This is a genomic window from Brevibacterium sp. ACRRH (genome assembly GCF_022346365.1).
In the GTDB taxonomy this organism is placed as follows: domain Bacteria; phylum Actinomycetota; class Actinomycetes; order Actinomycetales; family Brevibacteriaceae; genus Brevibacterium; species Brevibacterium paucivorans.
On the sequence record NZ_JAKRMN010000007.1, the window covers coordinates 88,701 to 107,088 of the forward strand.

15 protein-coding genes, 1 tRNA gene and 1 other RNA gene are annotated in these 18,388 nt (G+C 57.8%); 7 read left to right on the forward strand and 10 right to left on the reverse strand.

Annotated features, from left to right (window positions below; genetic code table 11):
* The first annotated feature begins 42 nt into the window (after nucleotides 1-42).
* A complete protein-coding gene (locus MHX53_RS08510; RefSeq protein ID WP_239272205.1) occupies nucleotides 43-1,476 on the forward strand; it encodes a mycothione reductase in 1,434 nt (477 codons plus the stop codon).
* Here MHX53_RS08510 and MHX53_RS08515 read toward each other — a convergent pair.
* Genes MHX53_RS08515 through MHX53_RS08525 form a run of 3 tightly spaced genes read right to left on the reverse strand, consistent with a single transcriptional unit; the run spans nucleotide 1,473 to nucleotide 5,991 of the window.
* On the reverse strand, nucleotides 1,473-4,463 hold the full coding sequence (locus tag MHX53_RS08515; RefSeq protein ID WP_239272207.1) for a bifunctional [glutamine synthetase] adenylyltransferase/[glutamine synthetase]-adenylyl-L-tyrosine phosphorylase: 2,991 nt from the start codon (nucleotides 4,461-4,463) through the stop codon (nucleotides 1,473-1,475). The two genes, MHX53_RS08510 and MHX53_RS08515, sit on opposite strands and share 4 nt — an antisense overlap.
* Nucleotides 4,463-5,800, reverse strand: a complete 1,338-nt coding sequence (glnA, locus tag MHX53_RS08520; RefSeq protein WP_239272209.1) for a type I glutamate--ammonia ligase — start codon at nucleotides 5,798-5,800, stop codon at nucleotides 4,463-4,465. The genes MHX53_RS08515 and glnA overlap by 1 nt, the downstream gene beginning before the upstream one ends.
* Nucleotides 5,797-5,991 carry a hypothetical protein gene (locus MHX53_RS08525; RefSeq protein WP_239272211.1) on the reverse strand — a complete coding sequence of 65 codons (195 nt, stop codon included), beginning with the start codon at nucleotides 5,989-5,991 and terminating at the stop codon, nucleotides 5,797-5,799. Before MHX53_RS08525 ends, glnA begins: the two co-directional genes overlap by 4 nt.
* A 173-nt stretch (nucleotides 5,992-6,164) precedes the next feature.
* On the opposite strand from MHX53_RS08525, the gene ald reads away from it, so the two are divergent.
* The 3 genes from ald (at nucleotide 6,165) to MHX53_RS08540 (ending at nucleotide 9,039) form a co-directional block, all read left to right on the forward strand.
* Entirely contained in the window at nucleotides 6,165-7,280 is a 1,116-nt protein-coding gene (ald, locus tag MHX53_RS08530) for an alanine dehydrogenase (RefSeq protein ID WP_239272213.1), read from the forward strand.
* Nucleotides 7,281-7,371: 91 nt separating this feature from the next.
* Nucleotides 7,372-8,241, forward strand: a complete 870-nt coding sequence (gene map, locus MHX53_RS08535; protein WP_239272215.1) for a type I methionyl aminopeptidase — start codon at nucleotides 7,372-7,374, stop codon at nucleotides 8,239-8,241.
* Nucleotides 8,242-8,256: 15 nt separating this feature from the next.
* Nucleotides 8,257-9,039: an ROK family protein gene (locus MHX53_RS08540; protein ID WP_239272217.1), complete on the forward strand. Its 783-nt coding sequence runs from the start codon at nucleotides 8,257-8,259 to the stop codon at nucleotides 9,037-9,039.
* Nucleotides 9,040-9,055: 16 nt separating this feature from the next.
* Here the strand turns inward: MHX53_RS08540 and rnpB are convergent.
* Nucleotides 9,056-9,406, reverse strand: an RNA gene (gene rnpB, locus MHX53_RS08545) — RNase P RNA component class A.
* A gap of 31 nt (nucleotides 9,407-9,437) precedes the next feature.
* Here rnpB and yaaA point away from each other — a divergent pair.
* The gene (gene yaaA / locus MHX53_RS08550; RefSeq protein WP_239272219.1) at nucleotides 9,438-10,145 is read left to right on the forward strand and encodes a peroxide stress protein YaaA; all 708 of its coding nucleotides are present in this window, start codon (nucleotides 9,438-9,440) and stop codon (nucleotides 10,143-10,145) included.
* Nucleotides 10,146-10,149: 4 nt separating this feature from the next.
* On the opposite strand, the gene MHX53_RS08555 is transcribed toward yaaA, so the two are convergent.
* Together MHX53_RS08555 and MHX53_RS08560 are read right to left on the reverse strand one after the other, a co-directional pair.
* Nucleotides 10,150-10,872, reverse strand: a complete 723-nt coding sequence (locus MHX53_RS08555; RefSeq protein WP_239272220.1) for a hypothetical protein — start codon at nucleotides 10,870-10,872, stop codon at nucleotides 10,150-10,152.
* Entirely contained in the window at nucleotides 10,856-11,740 is an 885-nt protein-coding gene (locus MHX53_RS08560; protein ID WP_239272221.1) for a Nif3-like dinuclear metal center hexameric protein, read from the reverse strand. The genes MHX53_RS08555 and MHX53_RS08560 overlap by 17 nt, the downstream gene beginning before the upstream one ends.
* Nucleotides 11,741-11,862: 122 nt before the next feature.
* Between MHX53_RS08560 and MHX53_RS08565 the strand changes: the two genes are divergently transcribed.
* Complete coding sequence (locus tag MHX53_RS08565; RefSeq protein WP_239272223.1) at nucleotides 11,863-13,377, forward strand: fatty acyl-CoA synthetase; 1,515 nt, start codon at nucleotides 11,863-11,865, stop codon at nucleotides 13,375-13,377.
* A gap of 20 nt (nucleotides 13,378-13,397) precedes the next feature.
* Here MHX53_RS08565 and MHX53_RS08570 read toward each other — a convergent pair whose 3' ends face one another.
* The 3 genes from MHX53_RS08570 to MHX53_RS08580 form a co-directional block, all read right to left on the reverse strand.
* Nucleotides 13,398-14,081 carry an MOSC domain-containing protein gene (locus MHX53_RS08570; protein WP_239272225.1) on the reverse strand — a complete coding sequence of 228 codons (684 nt, stop codon included), beginning with the start codon at nucleotides 14,079-14,081 and terminating at the stop codon, nucleotides 13,398-13,400.
* Between the two features lie 33 nt (nucleotides 14,082-14,114).
* A tRNA-Pro gene (locus tag MHX53_RS08575) sits at nucleotides 14,115-14,191 on the reverse strand.
* A 48-nt stretch (nucleotides 14,192-14,239) separates the two neighbouring features.
* Nucleotides 14,240-16,096 (reverse strand): heavy metal translocating P-type ATPase, encoded by a 1,857-nt coding sequence (locus MHX53_RS08580; RefSeq protein WP_239272227.1) that lies wholly within the window; start codon nucleotides 16,094-16,096, stop codon nucleotides 14,240-14,242.
* Nucleotides 16,097-16,165: 69 nt separating this feature from the next.
* On the opposite strand from MHX53_RS08580, the gene MHX53_RS08585 reads away from it, so the two are divergent.
* Nucleotides 16,166-16,666 (forward strand): TetR family transcriptional regulator, encoded by a 501-nt coding sequence (locus tag MHX53_RS08585; protein WP_239272229.1) that lies wholly within the window; start codon nucleotides 16,166-16,168, stop codon nucleotides 16,664-16,666.
* Between the two features lie 42 nt (nucleotides 16,667-16,708).
* On the opposite strand, the gene MHX53_RS08590 is transcribed toward MHX53_RS08585, so the two are convergent.
* Complete coding sequence (locus MHX53_RS08590) at nucleotides 16,709-18,217, reverse strand: OFA family MFS transporter (RefSeq protein ID WP_239272231.1); 1,509 nt, start codon at nucleotides 18,215-18,217, stop codon at nucleotides 16,709-16,711.
* Nucleotides 18,218-18,388: the final 171 nt, after the last annotated feature.

Here is an 18,388-nt window from a genome sequence, read left to right on the forward strand (position 1 = left end):
CATATACACCGGTCAATGTTGGCCGGTGTATATGCTTTTTCTATGGCACATTTTGATCTTCTTGTCATTGGAACTGGCTCTGGAAACTCGATCGTTGACGACCGGTTCAGCCACCTGAAAGTCGCGATCGCTGAAAAGTGGTTGTTTGGCGGGACGTGCCTAAATGTGGGGTGTATCCCCACCAAAATGCTGGTGTATCCGGCCGAGGTCGCGCACAGTTCAGCGGATTCGTCGCACCTGAATCTGGAGACGAGTTTCAACGGGGCTGATTGGAGCGGGCTGTCTCACCGGATCTTCGACCGCATCGACGCGATTGAAGAGGACGGTCGCGACTATCGAACCAACCGGCTCGACAACGTCACTGTGTTCCCTGAACACGTCCACTTCACCGGTCGCAATTCCGCGCAGACGGCTTCTGGTGACACGCTCACCTTTGATCGCGTCGTCATTGCTACTGGGTCCTCCCCCACTCCGCTGAACGCTTCCGGGCTGGACTGGGACCGCGTGGACACTCAGGACTATCCCGTGAAAACCTCCAATACGATCATGCGGATGCCTGAACTGCCACGCTCGCTGGTGATCGTGGGCTCAGGTTTCATTGCGGTGGAGTTTGCCCACATCTTCGCGTCACTGGGTGTCGATGTCACCGTTCTGGCCCGCGGAAACCGGTTGCTGGGCAATCATGACCGCGATGTGTCCGATGCTTTCACACGCAGCTTCTCTGAGAACGTCAACGTCCGTTTTGGCGTTGAGGTCCAATCCGTTGATGTAGCTGATGGAGTCTCACTAACGCTCAAGGAGACGGGCCGCGCACAGGATGCTGACACCTCGGCGGTGGAATCCCAACTCATGCTGGTAGCCGTGGGACGCACGCGATCCACCTACGCGCTCAACGTGGGCGCCTTGGGGGCCCAAACAGACGGTGACAGATTGGTTGTTGACGAACACCAGCGCGTCTTGTCGAACGGAAAGCCACTCGACGGCGTGTGGGCGCTGGGCGACGTATGCTCTGAGCACATGCTCAAGCACGTGGCCAACGCTGAAGCGCGCACCGTGCAGCAGAACATTCTGGTGGACCTGGGCCTGGAAACCACGCCGGCGAGCACCGACCACAGCGTGATTCCAGCGGCCGTGTTTAGTCACCCGCAAATCGGTTCCGTGGGTGCGACGGAGGAACAGTTGCGCGCAGAGGGCGTCGATTTTGTGTCGAGCACATGCGAGTACGGCGGTGTCGCCTTTGGGTGGGCGCTAAACGAGCCGGGCTTTGCGAAAGTACTGGCTCACCGCACAACCAAGAGGATTCTGGGCGCGCACGTGGTTGGGGCGCAGGCAGCGTCGCTCGTTCAGCTTTTCGTACAAGCGATGGCATTCGACATTCCCGCTGATCAAATGGCGCGTGGGCAAATGTGGATCCACCCTGCCCTGACCGAGGTCGTTGAGAACGCACTCTTGGGGCTCGAGTTTGGTGATGGCTAAATTTCTTCTGGTTCGAATCCGAAAAATACGTGTTCCATGACTTTGCGGGCCCGGCGGGTGGTGCCCAAATAGTCGTCGACCAGCTGGTAACCACCGCCGGGTTCGTATCCAAGAAGAAGCGCAAGTGCTTCCAGCTCGGTTTCGTCCGTGGGCAGTGCGTCTGAGCCTCGGCCTTTATACAAAACTGCGGCGCTGCGAACACGTGAGGCGATTGTCCACGCTTCTTCGAGTTTGTGGGCGGAAACTTCGTCGATGAGCTTCTTGTTTGTAGCCGCGTGGAGTGCGTCAAGCGTGGACGTTGTACGGAGTTCCGGGTAAGTGTGTGCATGCTGAAGTTGCAGCATTTGCACTGTCCATTCAACGTCGCTGAGCCCACCGGTACCCAGCTTGAGATGGCGTTTCTTGTCGCCACCTCGGGGAAGTCGTTCACTTTCCATGCGTGCCTTCAACCTCCGCATCTGCATGAGGGACGACTCAGGTACCTCTTGAGGGTACCGGAGTGGGTCGATGAGGTCAGTGAATGCCGTGGCCAGCTCGTCGTCGCCGGCAACGGGGCGGGCACGGAGAAGCGCTTGAGCTTCCCACGGTTCCGACCATGTGGAGTAGTAGGCAGCGTATGACTCGAGCGTACGTACCAACGGGCCCGATTTACCTTCGGGTCGTAGGTCAGCGTCGATGTCGACGATGGGTTCCGCGGACGTCGCTTCGAGTTCGGATGTGAGTGTGAGCGCAACCTGTTTCACGTGCGCCGGGAGGGCTTCCCGCTGAGCCGGTGTGAGAGTCTCTCCGGGTTCGTAGACAAACATGACGTCGGCGTCGGAGAAGTAACCGATTTCAGCTCCGCCCAAACGTCCCATCGCAACAATGCAGAACTGATAATCATCAATACCGGACATTGCGTCAAGACGTATGCGCACATGCGAAAGCGCCTGGTGAATGGTGATGTCCATGGCATTTGTCAAAGCAGTTTGAACCGCGTTCATGTCATAGATGCCTAATGTGTCTGCCAGAGCCGTCCGCAAGACTTCTTCGCCGTAAACCTTGCGAATTGCAGCCACACCATCGTCCCGCCGGCGACCACGTTCACGCATGCGGGTTGCTAACGCTTCCGGCTCAGTCGGGTTCAACCGTTCGTTGCTTCCCAGCCACTGTACGGACTGCGGGTGGGAGATCAGGAGGTCGGAAGCAAAGCGGGACAGCGACAGTACACGGGCCATGTTTTTGACGGCCACACCCGAATCGCGCAACATGGCCAAGTACCACGTGGTGTGCGACAGGCCTTCCGACAACCGACGAAAGGCAACCAAACCCGCATCGGGGTCGACACCTCGGGAAAACCAGTCAAGCAGCGCCGGCAACACCTGGCGTTGCACATAGGCCACCCGGTTCAGGCCGGTAGACATTGCGCGAATGTGACGCATAGCAGCCGCGGGGTCCTGGTAGCCAAACGCGATCAACCGGTCGCGTGCCGCGGATTCACTCACCGTTGACATGTGCGCACTGCCTGTTGCCGCATCGAGGATAGGGCGGTAAAAGATCTGTTTGTGGAGCGCGCGGACAGAGCGCATGTGGCCCGTCAGTTCTTTCTGCAGGCGGTCGACGTTGCGCTGTTCCACTGGGTACACGCTGCGAGCCAGAGCCCGGAGCTTGCTGGTGCGTTCCGGGAGTACCGCTTCACGCGCCATGCGGGGAATCTGCAAACGGTGCTCCACAACGCGCATGAACCTGTAGGCCACGGCAAGTGTGCGAGCCTCGCGGGAGGCCAGATAGTTGTGTGAACTCAAGATTCGGAGCGCGCCACCGGTTGAGCGGACGCGGAGATCTTCGTCGTGGGGTCCGTGGACGAGTTGCAGAAGCTGCACGGTGAACTCGACATCGCGCAGGCCACCGGGGCCCAGCTTGATGTGGCGATCCACTTCGTTCTTAGGGATAAGCGATACCACGCGACGTCTCATTGAGCGCACTTCAGAAATGAACCCGGAACGAGCACCGGCCGTCCACACAAACGGCGAGACTTCGTCTTCGAACTGCTCGCACAGTTCTGGGCACCCAGCAATCGGGCGCGCCTTCAATAGGGCCTGAAACTCCCAGTTGTGCGCGACCTTCGAGTAATACTTCACGAACTCGTCGATCGTGCGAACCAACGCCCCGGACTTTCCTTCTGGGCGCAATGCCGTATCGATCTCCCACAAAGCCGGTTCATGTGCGCCACCGGAAATGAGCTCAGTGACACGAGTCGCCAGTTGCGTCGCTTGGGACCGGACCTCGTCATCCAGTTCTTCGCCTTCCCTTGGCGCATACGCGAAAATGACGTCGACATCGCTGACATAATTCAGTTCCCGCGCCCCACACTTACCCATCGCAACAACAGCGATCCGGGCACGTAAGCCGTCACCGTGTTCGACCTCGGCGATCCTATACGCGGCCTGAAAGACCGCGGCTGCCAAATCAGCAAGAATCCGGGTGACGTCTTCCACGATCTCTTCTGGGCGGGGATGCTCCAAATCCTGCACCACCAGGCGGGTCACTAAATCACGGTACGTGCGACGGAGCGCGGTAATGCCCCGCTCCCCCGTCAACACGGTGTCGTCGTGGGCAATGGCCTGCGTGAACGCTGCTTCTAACTCTTCTGGCGATGACGCCTGTGAGCCAATGAAGTCCGGTTCGAGCGCCAAGTTTCGGATCACTTGTGGCCAACGAACCAGGTGGTCGACCGTGGCTTCAGAGCCACCCGAAACAATAATCAGCCGGTTGAGCAGGACCGGAGACTCGTCGAGAAGTTGGTGCAGGTCAATGTCGTTTTCCTGGCACGCCTCTGCGATTCGCACAAGTCCCAACGCAGCCAGGTCACGGTCAGCCGCATTGACGAGCGCACCTTCCGGGTCAGACGAGAGCTGCGTACCCAGCATGTCATCGAACTGACCCAGGAAGCGCTTGGTGCGTTCAAGGGCTTGGCTCCGTTGCCGGGCGGGGTCTTTTTTGCGCATTACAACGAATTGAAGTGGCGAGCCAGCTCAAACTGTGTGACTTGCGCACGGTACGAGGACCACTCTTCGCGCTTGTTCTTCAAGAAGAAGTCGAACACTTCCTCGCCCAGGGTTTCGGCGACGAGCTCGCTTTGTTCCATGTTGTGGACCGCATGGGACAAACTCGACGGGAGCGGTTCAATCCCAAAAGCGCGCCGTTCGTTGTTGGACAGCTGCCACACGTCGTCCTCTGCCTCGACCGGGAGCACATACTCTTCTTCGATCCCCTTGAGACCGGCAGCCAACAGAACGGAGTAAGCCAGGTACGGGTTGGCAGACGAATCCATACCCCGGTACTCGACACGCGCTGAAGACGACTTGCCCGATTTGTACTGAGGAACGCGCACAAGCGCCGAACGGTTGCGGTGGCCCCAGCAGATAAAGCTGGGAGCTTCGTGCCCACTCCACAAACGCTTGTACGAGTTTACGTACTGGTTGGTCACGGCACAGAATTCTGGAGCGTGCTTGAGGATTCCGGCTACGAACTGACGACCAATCTTGGACAGTTGATAACGTGCCCCTGGTTCATAGAACGCATTGTCGTCACCTTCGAAAAGCGACATGTGGGTATGCATACCGTTGCCAGGTTCATCCGAAAGTGGCTTAGGCATAAACGATGCGTACACGCCACGTTCGATCGCGACCTCTTTGATGACGGTTTTAAACGTCTGCACGTGATCGGCCATGGTGAGGCCGTCGGCGTATCGCAGGTCAATCTCGTTTTGTCCCGGCCCGCCTTCGTGGTGCGAAAACTCAACGGAGATGCCCATTTCTTCGAGCATCTGAACCGCTGAGCGACGGAAGTCGTTGGCTGTCCCGCCATTGACGTGGTCAAAGTATCCGGCCGTGTCAACGGGAACTGGTGGCTGTCCATTGAGCTCGCCGGACTTAAATAAGTAGAACTCGATTTCCGGGTGGACGTAAAAGGTAAAGCCCATCTGGGCAGCCTTCTCCATGGTGCGCTTGAGCACTTGCCGTGAATCCGCAGACGCAGGAACACCTTCGGGCGTGTTGATGTCGCAGAAAATCCGACCGGTCGAATCGGTTTCGCCACGCCACGGAAGGAGCTCGAACGTGGATGGGTCCGGTTTAAGGACCATGTCGGATTCATACACCCGGGAAAACCCTTCGACGGATGACCCGTCAAAACCGATTCCTTCGTCGAATGCGCTTTCAAGTTCCGCCGGAACGATCGCTACCGACTTCAGCCGTCCCAGAACATCGCTAAACCACAAACGGATAAACCGGACGTCTTTGTCCTCGATGGTCTGGAGTACATAGCGACGGTGGTCGGTCATGAATTGTTCTCCCACTCTTGATCGTCGTTGTCCCATTCGCGAGTGCGCTCTTGCGCAGTTTCCAGTGCGTGTTGAGCTTCTTCCTGGGTGTCGTATGGCCCCATGCGCTTATCCCATGCGCTGACCTTGCCTTTTTCTACCTGGCCGGTCTCCAGATTGAAGAAGTACTTTTCGTCGCCGGTGTCTGCCATGAGAACTCCCTTACGCTCGGTAGTTTGTATGTTCAGCGTATCGCGTACCTCGCATAAAAGAAGCTGTTCAACAACGTGTAGTCCGCATTTTGGATAACCGTGCATGAGTGAGTATTGTTCAAACTGTTTGCGTAACGGCCACAAACACTTGCGTCACGAACAAAGGAGAACGGATGCGTATCTCAGTCCCCACCGAAGTCAAGAACAACGAAAATCGCGTTGCGGTCACGCCTGCTGGTGTCACTGAGCTTGTACGTGCTGGTCACACGGTAACCGTGCAGAAGGGCGCGGGTGTTGGTTCAGCTATTACCGATGAGCAGTTCGTCGAAGCTGGTGCCCAGATCGCCGACACGGCTAAAGAAACCTGGGAAGCCGGCGAAATGGTGCTCAAGGTCAAGGAGCCTATCGCGTCTGAGTACGGATTCCTACGCGAAGACCTGACTCTGTTCACCTACCTACACTTGGCAGCAGATGAGGCACTCACCAAGTCTCTTCTGGAATCTGGCACCACTGCTATCGCTTATGAAACGGTTCAGCTGGAAAACCGTGGGCTACCACTCCTCGCGCCCATGTCGGAAATCGCTGGGCGCCTTGCCCCGCAGGTAGGTGCCGCTGAGCTTCTTTCACCCCGAGGCGGTCGCGGAGTTCTTCTTTCAGGTACCCCGGGCGTTGAACGCGCCCACGTCACCGTAATTGGTGCTGGTGTCGCAGGCACGAATGCTGCCCGAATTGCGGCAGGCATGGGTGCTCACGTGGAAATCATCGACATCAACATTGCGCGTCTGCGTCAGATTGACGAGACCTTCGGTTCGCTCATGCAGACTACCGTGTCGAACGCTTATGAGATCGAAAGGGCTCTGTCGACTTCCGACCTGGTAATCGGTTCTGTTCTGATCCCTGGTAAGCGTGCGCCTAAGTTGGTCACAGACGACATGGTGAAGAACATGCGCAAGGGATCGGTTCTGGTTGATATCGCAATCGACCAGGGCGGATGCTTCGAAAACTCCCGTCCAACCACCCACGACGACCCAACGTACCGAGTTCACGACTCGATTTACTACTGCGTGGCGAACATGCCGGGTGCTGTCGCCGCGACATCCACACGCGCTCTGACCAATGCCACGTTGCAGTACGCAACCAAGATCGCGTCAATGGGCTGGAAGGACGCCATGCGCAAGGACCCGGCACTGGCAAAGGGTCTCAACACCGATGCAGGCAACGTCACGAACGAAGCAGTCGCAGAAGCGTTTGACATGGAGTTCACGCCGGTCGACGACGTTCTGAAATAAGAACAGTCAATAACTTTCACCCGCGCTGAAGGCGTTGAGTTCATAGGGGTCCAGCCATAAGCTGGGCCCCTATGACTATCATGGAGACATCATGACTTCGATTGGTAACCTCACAAAAGGCACTGTGTCCCCTCAGCTCCCTGTCCCGTCTTCAATTCCACGCCCTGAGTATGTGGGCAAGCGTGAACCCACTGAAGGTTTGGGCGGGAACATGTACTCGGAAGAAGAAATCGAGCGTGTGCGGATTGCTGGACGCATCGCTGCCAACGCCATCGTCGAAGCTGGCAAAGCGTGCGTGCCAGGAAATACAACGGACCAGATCGACAAGATCGCACACGAATACCTCCTTGACCACAAGGCATACCCTTCCTGCCTGGGGTACCGAGGTTTCCCCAAGTCCATCTGCACCTCGGTCAACGAAGTGATCTGTCACGGAATTCCAGATTCCACGGTGCTTAAAGATGGCGACATCATCAACCTGGACATCACCGCGTTCATTGGTGACATGCACGGGGACACCAACTACACGTTCCTGGTCGGTGACGTAGACGAAGAGTCGAAACTGTTGGTGGAGCGCACGTACGAAGCAACCATGCGTGGCATCAAAGCCGTTAAACCGGGGCGCGAAATCAACGTGATCGGTAGAGTCATCGAAAAGTACGCCAACCGCTTCGGCTACGGCGTGGTGCGCGACTTCACGGGACACGGAGTCGGACGCGACTTTCACACCGGACTCATCGTCCCCCACTACGACGCGGCACCTGCGCATAACGAAGTCATGGAGCCGGGAATGATCTTCACGATAGAACCCATGCTCAACCTCGGTACGGAAAAGCACCAGGCGTGGGACGACGGGTGGACCATCGTGACAGCCGACCGCAAGCGTTCTGCCCAGTTCGAACACACTTTGGTAGTGACTGAGACCGGGTCAGAGATCCTTACCCTGCCCGACCAGGACTAACACTCAGGAGTAGCCGTGTCAGAGCAGTGGGCCGTGGGAATTGATATTGGCGGAACGGGAATTAAAGTTGGGTGCGTCGACTCCGCAACAGGTCAGCTCATGGAAGAGCAACTGCGGATTCCCACACCTGAACCATCAACGGCGACACACGTCGCGCAGGCCGTGGGCCACGCGTTAGACCAGCTGGAAGAACGCTCACGACACACCATCCCGCACGGCATCCGTTCGCTACCTATCGGACTCGCCTTTCCCGGTTCGATCCGCAGAGGCAAGGTCACGTTCTTAGGAAATCTGGACCAGTCGTGGGTGGGTGAGAACGTGACAAGCGTATTCTCGTCCGTCACCGGTGCGGAGTGCGTGTTCCTCAATGACGCCGACGCTGCCGGGCTCGCCGAAATCCGTTTTGGTGCGGGAACTCAAGCGCACGACAAGTCGGTCCTCATGCTCACGTTGGGCACCGGGATCGGATCGGCCCTGTTCACAAAGGGTCAGTTGTACCCGTACACGGAGTTCGGACACATTACCGTCGACGGTAAAAATGCCGAACGATACGCGTCTGTGTCCACAAAGGATCGCGAAGGTCTCTCATACGAAGAGTGGGCACAGCGGCTTCAAAAGTACGTCGATCAGATCGTTCTGTTGACGAATCCGGAGCTCATCATTGTGGGCGGATGGATTTCATCGCAACACGCCTCGTGGCTCCACCTCATCGACTCGCCGGTCCCCGTTGTCACGGCTCAGCTTCATAACGACGCCGGCATCGTAGGTGCTGCGATGTATGCACACGAGCACGCCTAACCTCAAACGCTTTTAAAGGGACAGGCCGCGTATACGCCGGGTTTTGTACGTGGGGCGGTTACCCGCGTCCACGCGACGACAATCTATCTAGGCGACGCGTTGCCACGCCGCTCAAGCGATCCACCCGACAGCTAAGCGAGCAACCTGAGCTGTCTGTCTGATCTTGCTCCCGGTGGGGTTTACCAAGCTGCTCCAGTCACCTGGAACACTGGTGGTCTCTTACACCACCTTTTCACCCTTACCACGTGCGTGGCGGTCTGTTTTCTGTGGCACTTTCCCGCGAGTTACCCCGGGTGGGCGTTACCCACCACCGTGCTCTGTGGAGCCCGGACGTTCCTCGTTTTCACGTAGTCGTCCCGCGACCTGTCCAGCGGAACATTGTACCTTAGGATCGACGTGTGATTATTCTGTTGCCTCCGTCCGAGTCCAAGACGCCCCACGACCACGGTGACCCCCTGTCTCTCGACCAACTGTGTTTTCCAGAGCTGACCCAGGATCGCGCACACATGTGTGACACACTCATGGAGATCTCGTCGCGCGAACGTGGCTGGGAAGAGTTGGGTGTGAGCCAACGGTTAGCACCGGAAGTCGCACGCAATACGGAACTTTTTACCACCTCGGCCGGGCCTGCCATCAACACATATACGGGAGTCCTCTTCACCGCTTTGGACGCGGCCACGGTCACGCATGAGGACCGGTTGGACGCGGTGTTTATCAGTAGCGCCTTGTTCGGCGTGGTAAACGCGCGTGACCACATTCCTGCGTATCGCTATTCCATGACCCCTAAGTTGTCTACGTGGTGGAAGAAGCGGCTGTCGCCGGTCTTGGATGACGCATGGGTCGCCGAGGTCGTTGTCGACTGCCGTTCGGGTGCGTACCGGCGCGCGTGGCCGGGTACCAACACGCTTCCCGTGCAGGTGGTCACTGAGACCGACGGGGTGCGCAAAACGGTTTCACACAATGCAAAACATACGCGCGGCTTGGTGGCGCGACACCTGCTGAACCGCGACGGTGACATGCCGACGACTCCAAAAGACGTGGTCAGCGCGCTGCAGGAAGCGTTTACCGTGGAGTTTGAGCACCCACAGATCACGATTGTAGTGTGAGGCTTCAGCCTTCCTTGACCACGTAACTGTCGCACTCTTCGCATTCGGATACGCCGTAGGGGCCCGAGTTTGAGAGCGAGTCCAGGGCCGTTCCGCTCAAGGCGGCCCCACAACCACCGCAAGCTCCGGAACGTAACGTGGTGGCACCGGGTCCGTCCTGGGCGCGTTGTGTCACCTGCGCACCAAAGTCCCCCATGTTAGACGCCAGGCCGGCAAGCTGGGACGACAGTTCTTTGGCCTCTGCGTCCAGTTTGGCGGCTGTGTTGGTGCGTTTTTCTTGGAGCTCTTTACCCCGCGCAGCGATTGCGTGGCCTTCTTGAGTAGCGGTATCGATCGCGGAAGTTGCGCGCTCTTCTTCTTGCATAGCTGCGAGGTGCTCGTCTTCCGTGCGCTGCAGATTGGCCTTGAGCCCGTCAACTTCTTTTCCGATAGAAACCAGGTCGCTTGACGTGAGCCCTGTGCCGTCGTTCATGCGGTCTTCGCGCTCACGGATCTCCGCTTCCAGATCGGTACTCTGTGCGTTCAACGCGCGGACTTGTTTCTGTATGGCGTCGCGGTGAGCAGTCAGTTTAGCGATCTTTCCCGCCTGCTCTTTGTGCTGGGCGACAAGTGCCGTGAGCTCTTCTTTCAGCGTCTTTTGCTGAGCGTCTGCGCGGTTCTTCCGCAACTGGGCCGAGACTCGAATCCACTCAAGAGTCGCAGTGTGCTGTTCAGCTGTGAGTTCCATGGCGGTCCTCTCCTTGGGCTTCGTCATGGGCCGGAATGCGTAGGTCCCACGGGTCGGTGCGGGCGGTGGAAACGTGAATATCAACATCGAACCCGTCTTTTTTGAGCCTCTCCCCCAGCTGTGTGGCGGCGATACTCATCCACGGGGACTCGGCCGCCCAGTGGGCAACGTCGATGAGGTGAGGCGTGTTGTTGCCTCGGTGCGCCGTGTCGCGTGCCTCGGTGGCCGAGTGATGGCGAAGGTCCGAGGTGACATACACCTCGGCACCGTGTGCCCGGACTTCGTCGAAGAGTGAGTCACCGGAACCGGCAAGGACAGCCACGCGCGTCACGGTTGCGTTGGGAACGCCGGCTACCCGGATTCCGGTTTGGGTTGCTGGCGTTGTGCGGGCCAGGGTGTGGGCAAGTTCTGCGACGGTGCGGGGTTGCGGAAGGTTTCCAACGCGCCCCAGTCCAACGCCGTCTGGGTGGTTGGGGCGCGAGGTGATTGGCTGGCGGTCTGTCAGCTCTAGCATGTCTGCAAGGACGTCGGATACGCCACCGAGTGCGGAGTCTGCGTTGGTGTGTGCGTTGTACTGGGCAATGCCATGCGAAATCAGGCGGGTGAGCGCTCCGCCTTTCAGTGTGTGAGACGCGACGCTGGTGATGCCACGGAGAAGAAGCGGGTGGTGGGTGAAGAGTAGGTCGGCGTTGAGAGCAACTGCTTCGTCGATCACCGCGTCCATGGGGTCCAGCGCCATGAGGATTGTTGACACGCGATTGCCCATGTCGCCCGTGGCCAGGCCGTTGGTGTCCCATGGTTCGGCGTACTCGGTGGGCCACAAGGTTTCGATGTGCGCGATGATGTCGCTAAGTGTCGCGTGTGTCATATCTCTACTCTTTCATATGTCGCGTGGTCTCGAAGGTGTGAATGCGCCCGTGGCACGTCTCAAGTTTTGAAATATTTGTCATCTTTTATGATTCGCTGGCGCGAGATGGTTGGATTCCTTTTATGACTTCAATCACATCTGTTAATCGCAATACGATCTCCGACGTTATCCGCCGCTCAGCTACACGGGTTCCAGACAAAACCGCGATCGTTTTCGACGACCGTACGTGGACGTACGCAGAGCTCGAATCGGCGGTGACGTCTGTTGCTCGTCACCTTGTTAGCCAAGGTCTTGAAAAGGGTGACCGGGTAGCTGCTTTCGATAAGAACAGCGACCTGTTTGCGATCCTGTTCTTGGCGTGTACTCGCGCAGGTCTCATCCACGTGCCTATCAACTATCAACTCACTCGTGAAGAGCTGGAATACATGTTGGAGAACTCGGGTGCCAAGCGCATTTACGTAGGCGAAGAGTTCATCCGCCACGTGCAGTCGGCGAAAGCTGACAACGTCGAAGTTGTTCCTTTCGCCGAACTCGTAGAAGTTGCGCAGCAAACCGATGTGGAGCCATCGGAGCCCGGTGAGTTCGACGTTGTCGACACGGACGTTGCCCAGCTGCTTTACACCTCGGGAACCACGTCCCTGCCTAAGGGTGCGATCATGACGCACCGCGCCCTGCTGACCGAATACCAGTCAGCATTGCTCACCCTGGACCAAGAAGAGTCCGACCGCTGGATACACGCGCTTCCGCTGTACCACTCCGCGCAGATGCACGTTCTGCTGATCCCATCGTTGATGAAGGGGTCGTTCAACATCATCGTGCCTGCACCGGTGACAGGTCAGCTCTTGGAGATCATTGAGCGTGAAAAGATCACCTCGTTCTTCGCAGCACCTACGGTGTGGGTCGCTATCGCGCACCACCCCGACCTGCAGACCCGAGACCTGTCGAGCTTGAAGCGCGCCATGTACGGTGCGTCAATCATGCCCGGCCCAATCTTGAAGCAGCTACGCGAAACGCTGCCCAACCTGGGGTTCTACAACTGCATGGGACAGTCCGAACTTGGACCGTTGGCGATCGTGTTGCGCCCGGAAGAACACGACGAGCGCCCCGACTTCGCCGGCCGCCCCGTTCCGTTTGTGGAAACCCGTTTGGCTGACCCCGAAGGTAACGACGTAGCACCGGGTGAGCAGGGTGAAATCCTGTACCGCTCGCCTCAGCTGTGCCTGGGGTACTGGAACAAGCCAGAAGCCACGGAAGAAGCGTTTGCCGGTGGTTGGTTCCACTCCGGCGACCTCGCGGTAGCTGACGAGCAGGGATACATCAAGGTCGTTGACCGAGTGAAGGACGTCATCAATACCGGTGGTGTTCTGGTCGCAGGTCGTCAGGTTGAAGACAGCATCTTCGAACTCGACGCCGTTGAAGAGGTCGCTGTAGTTGGCCAGCCGGACGAGAAGTGGATCGAAGCGATCACGGCTTACGTTGTTGTCAAAGAAGGCAAAGAACTTGACGAGACAACAGTGATCGAGCACGTGAAAGAACGCCTGGCCGCGTTCAAGGCACCTAAGGCTGTTCACTTTGTAGACGCGTTGCCCAAGAACTCCGCGGGTAAGATCCTCAAGCGCAAACTGCGCGAATCATAGGGGTTGCGCACCCTGTTCGCCTAAGATTCGCCTAAGCGGTCGGTGTCGTCGGCGACGTAGCCAGAGAGGCGGCGTTGCAGTTGCGATACCCACCGCGGTGGCATGCCGGGGGCGTCGATGAGCGCGCGGATTCCCCGAGCGTCCGTGCGGTCAATATTCATGACACGGTTGACTTCAGGCAAGTCGACGCTTCCCGGCTCTCGTTGAACCAACGTCACCGTGTCATTGGTTCGTATAGTGCCGGGTTGAAGAACTCGCACATAGAATCCACTGCGCCCCGTGCTCTGCACTAGATGGGGAAGGTCTTTCATGTTCCACCGATGTGCGAGCGTGGTGCACGGCCTGCGGATCTGGGAAACCTGCACTGTGACCTCACCAATACGCAGCGTGTCAGCTAGGTGAATGTCGCTGGTACTCAGCCCGTCGATGGTGAGGTTTTCGAAGAAGTTACCCGGCGCGAACTCATACCCGTCGCGAATCCACTGCTCGTAGTCGTCTCGCGTGTAGAGCAAGAGTGCCTTTTCTGGGCCACCGTGTACCTTAAGGTTGCCTTGTTCGTCACCACACGCGCCGTTCACGTCGACGGAGATAGCCCCGACAAGGTTCTTGTGCGCACCCGTGAAGATGTCTCTCCCACCATAGTTCTGCCATTGGGCTTTGCCCACCCACAGATGAGTGACGGTTCCGCTGATTTTTGACTGCACAGTTAACGACTTTACAGAGTGCTCTTAACACAATGGTCGGGATAACAGGATTTGAACCTGCGACCTCCTCGTCCCGAACGAGGCGCGCTACCAAACTGCGCCATATCCCGGTGCAAAACTGCCCATCCATCTTAACGCTGACGTATCGTTTGGCCTAATCAGCGATGAGTGTGCTCCTCTTCACGCAACTTCTTTAGCGTTCGTGGACTTCGCAGTGCCAGGAGCGCGTACAGGATCGCCACCAGGTCGACCACTTCTTGCGTGAGGGCTCCGAACACTGCGGGTATCGCACCCGTCGCGGCCACCAGCATCAGTCCCACGCTGAGGATGATGCCCAACCAAATAGCGGTCAGGGCAACAGACACCGTGTGCCTGGAGATAGCCACAACTTCCGGAACAGAACGCAAACTATTGCGCAGAATCACACCGTCTGCCGCCTCGGACGCGGCTGTGGCACTCTTCGCACCAATAGCCAGGCCCACGTCAGCGCGTGCCAAAACGGGAGCGTCATTGATGCCGTCACCCACCATGAGAACGGGGCCCGGGGTCGTTTCCGCCGCGAGCCGAACCTTGTCCGGTGGCAGGAGGTCCGCCTGCACGTCGTCAATTCCGGCCAAGTCCGCGATGTGCTGTGTAGTGTGGGAGTTGTCGCCGGTGAGTATGGAGATGCGCTTGACGCCGTTGTCGCGCAACCATGAAATGACCCGAGGTGTCTCCGGGCGGATCTGGTCTGCCAACATGACGGCCCCCGCGTAGGCGCCGTCGATGGCGACGAAGGCAGCCCCTTCACCAGGCTCCAGCGCAGGCATATCGATGTCACCCACCGACTCTTCAATGAAGCTTCGCTTGCCCACCCGCAGATCGTGCCCGTCGATGACGGCCCACACTCCGTTGGTAGCGACTTCATCAGCGGTGTCCGTGTCGCTGAGGTGCAAGGAACGGTCCTGCGCGGCTTGGATAATGCCACGTGCCAGCGCGTGGGTTGAGTACTGTTCCGCCGAGGCGGTGAGCCGTAAGAGTTCGTCTTCGCCCCAGCCGTGTGCCGGGACAATGCGGGTGACTTCCGGGGTTCCGCGGGTGAGCGTGCCCGTCTTGTCGAAAAGGGCTGACTGGATGCGCGAAAGCTGTTCGAGTACCGCACCTGATTTCACGATCACGCCGTTGCGTGACGCTTGGGCTTGACCACCAATAAACGCAACCGGGGCCGCGATGAGCAGTGGACATGGAGTGGCGAGCACCATCACTTCGGCAAAGCGGGTAGCTGAGCCACTCACGAACCACGCAACCCCACCGATGACAAGGGACAGCACGGTGAAAGGGATTGCGTACCTGTCTGCGAGACGCACAATGGGTGCTCGGTTTTCTTCCGCTTCACTCATAAGCGCGACGATCTGTTGGAACTGTGATTCGTGAGCGCGCTTGTTTGCCGTAACGGTCACGGCAGTGGTGCCGTTGACCACGCCGGAAAGGATCTCGTCGCCTGTACTCTTGGTCACGGGCAGGCTTTCACCCGTCAGTGAGGATTCGTCGAAGCTGGCTTCGTCGCTGATGAGAGTCGAGTCCACGGGAACGATCTCGTTGGGTTTGATGAGCAACCGGTCACCGGGCTCGACGTCTTCTACGTCGATGTCCTGCGGTGAACCATCTTTCAGCACGTGCGCGATGGCCGGTGAGTGCTTGAGGAGGTTTTCAAGGTCGCGTGCGGCCCGGTGTTGAGCGTAGTCCTCAAGAGCTTCTCCCCCAGAAAGCATGAGAACAACGATGATCGATGCGAGTACTTCGCCAACAGCCAGAGTGGACACCATTGCGACAACGGCAAGAATGTCTAGACCCCAGTTTCCGCGGACCATATCGCGGATCATTCCCACGAGGGTCACTACGATAAAAAACGCTACGTACAGTCCGCCACTCCAGATGCCCAGAGGTTTTTGGCCTGACAGAGCCAAAACACCATACAGCAAAGCGATGATGCACGTGAGGACGACCCTCATGTATCGGCGAAGTAGTGTTTCCATGTGGATATTCTTGAACATTCATGCCTTTTCTACCAGGAAGGGAAGGCAACCCAAACGTAGGCTAGTGATATGGCTCTGAGCACCGACATCATTACTGACGCGGCGTTGAAGATCGCGTCCGAGTTCGGGCTGGGCGACTTGTCAATGCGTCGTCTAGCTCGCGAACTCGATGTGCAACCGTCTGCCCTGTATTGGCACGTGGCCAATAAGCAGGAGGTTTTTATTCTGGTTGCACGTAGGATGTCACAGCAGGTGGATGAGGCGTGTGGTGCTCCCCCGCACACGTTCGCTCAGGTGGCTGTTCATTTGCGACGGGTGCTTGCGTCGTACCGGGATGGCGCTGAGATTTTCTTGCTGGCGTTCGCGCTCAAAGGTGAGGAAGTCACGCCTCAGGTTCTTCAGGGCGCGGTGCGCGCCACCTTTCCCGAGGTGTACCCAGCTGTCCTTGAACGTCTGGTTTCGTTTGTGGTGGGTTTCGTTGCGATTGAGCAAAACCGCGAACTGTACGGTACGGCGGGTGCCTCCAGCGATGAGGACTTCGAAAAGGCGGTGCAACTCCTCGTCGATTAGGAGTTGCACCGCCGTATCTGTGTCGCTGTGCTTGTGCGTGGGTCAGATAAACAGCTTGAGTGACTTCAGCACGATCTGGACCAGACCGTAACCGAGCCCCACGGTGACGATCGCCGTGAGGACCCACGCCGCTACAGTGTGTAGCGCGTTTCCAGCGTTGACAGCAATACCGCCGTCTTTACCTCTCTTCAGGTTGTGACTTGCATTCTGACGCTCAACCTCTTCGTCGCTGGCGTAGTGCTTCTCGGCAACGGGACGCATGAGCGCGTTCGCGATGAATCCGACGACCAAAACTCCCACCATGATGAGCAGGCTCAACTGGTAAAGAGCCGGGCCTTCAGCGCCCGTGCTACGACGGGATTCCAGCACCGTGTTCACAATGAGTGGTCCGGCGACTCCTGCGGCTGACCACGCGGTGAGTAGACGGCCGTGGATCGCACCGACCTGCATGGTGCCAAAGATGTCTTTGAGGTAGGCGGGCATTGTCGCGAATCCTCCTCCGTAGAAGGACAGGATCACGAGTGTTGCCAAGATGAACAGAATCAGGGAACCGTGACCAATGAGCGCGACCAAGAGGTAGAGGCCAACGCCCACTCCCAAGTAGACAATATAGATAAATTTGCGTCCGGTGATGTCGGATACCGATGACCATAGGAATCGGCCACCCATGTTAGCCAAGGACAGCAACCCCACGTACCCGGCTGCAGAAGCCGGCGTGATCTGCGAGAAGTAGTCCTGGATCATTGGTGAAGCGCTTTCCAGGATTCCGATACCTGCGGTCACGTTAGTGAAGAGCACGATCCACAACAGCCAGAACTGAGGGGTCGTGATGGCTGTGCGTGCGCTGACGTGCCGTGTGGTCTGCATCGATTTCGATTTGACGGACGCTGGGTCCCATCCCTGTGGTTTCCAGTCGGGGTGTGGAACACGAACCACATACGCGCCCAGTGCAATCACAACGGCGTACACGACTGCGAGAACGAGGAAGGTCGGGAACACACCGTCTACCAAGTTTTCAGTCGCGTCTCCCCCACCAAATGCGACCATGAGCTGGTTAGACATGGGTGAAGCGATGAGTGCGCCACCACCGAAGCCCATGATGGCTAGTCCGGTTGCCAGGCCGGGACGGTCCGGGAACCACTTGATCAGTGTGGAAACGGGAGCGATATACCCGATTCCTAGGCCAATACCGCCCAGAAAGCCGTAACCAAAGTACACAAGCCACAGTTGACCCGTGGTGATTCCGACGGATGCAACAAGGAATCCGATGACCCAGAAGGCGCCCGAGACCAGTATGGAAAGGCGAGGTCCCACTTTCTCTACCCAGGTGCCACCGATTGCCGATGAGATACCGAGCATGGCGATTGCCACGGAGAAGATCCACCCAACCGCCACTTCACCCGTGTTGAAGTGCTCAACGAGTGGCATTTTGAACACGGAGAACGCGTACACCTGACCGATGCACAAGTGGATGGCGAGTGCTGCTGGCGGGATAAGCCAGCGGTTATAGGTTGTGGGCGCGGTAATACCGGACCGCGTGAGAACTGACATGTGAACTCCAAAACTCGGGAACGTAAACGTCACGCTGGCAACGTTGAGAACGTGACGCTCTTAAATTCTTACAATGCTTACTCAGCGTTTACTCACGTTATCTTAAAGTGAGTTGTATCACATGGAATTGAGTCCGGTATTTCTGCTTGGAGTGATGAGAGTATTCCGCAA

Bases quoted from the DNA above. Each gene is read 5' to 3' on its own strand.
- MHX53_RS08565 (WP_239272223.1), top strand. From the start codon at position 11,863: ATGACTTCAATCACATCTGTTAATCGCAATACGATCTCCGACGTTATC.
- glnA (WP_239272209.1), bottom strand. From the start codon at position 5,800: ATGACCGACCACCGTCGCTATGTACTCCAGACCATCGAGGACAAAGAC.
- MHX53_RS08525 (WP_239272211.1), bottom strand. From the start codon at position 5,991: ATGGCAGACACCGGCGACGAAAAGTACTTCTTCAATCTGGAGACCGGC.
- ald (WP_239272213.1), top strand. From the start codon at position 6,165: ATGCGTATCTCAGTCCCCACCGAAGTCAAGAACAACGAAAATCGCGTT.
- MHX53_RS08515 (WP_239272207.1), bottom strand. From the start codon at position 4,463: ATGCGCAAAAAAGACCCCGCCCGGCAACGGAGCCAAGCCCTTGAACGC.
- MHX53_RS08510 (WP_239272205.1), top strand. From the start codon at position 43: ATGGCACATTTTGATCTTCTTGTCATTGGAACTGGCTCTGGAAACTCG.
- MHX53_RS08560 (WP_239272221.1), bottom strand. From the start codon at position 11,740: ATGACACACGCGACACTTAGCGACATCATCGCGCACATCGAAACCTTG.
- map (WP_239272215.1), top strand. From the start codon at position 7,372: ATGACTTCGATTGGTAACCTCACAAAAGGCACTGTGTCCCCTCAGCTC.
- MHX53_RS08585 (WP_239272229.1), top strand. From the start codon at position 16,166: ATGGCTCTGAGCACCGACATCATTACTGACGCGGCGTTGAAGATCGCG.
- MHX53_RS08590 (WP_239272231.1), bottom strand. From the start codon at position 18,217: ATGTCAGTTCTCACGCGGTCCGGTATTACCGCGCCCACAACCTATAAC.
- MHX53_RS08555 (WP_239272220.1), bottom strand. From the start codon at position 10,872: ATGGAACTCACAGCTGAACAGCACACTGCGACTCTTGAGTGGATTCGA.
- MHX53_RS08580 (WP_239272227.1), bottom strand. From the start codon at position 16,096: ATGGAAACACTACTTCGCCGATACATGAGGGTCGTCCTCACGTGCATC.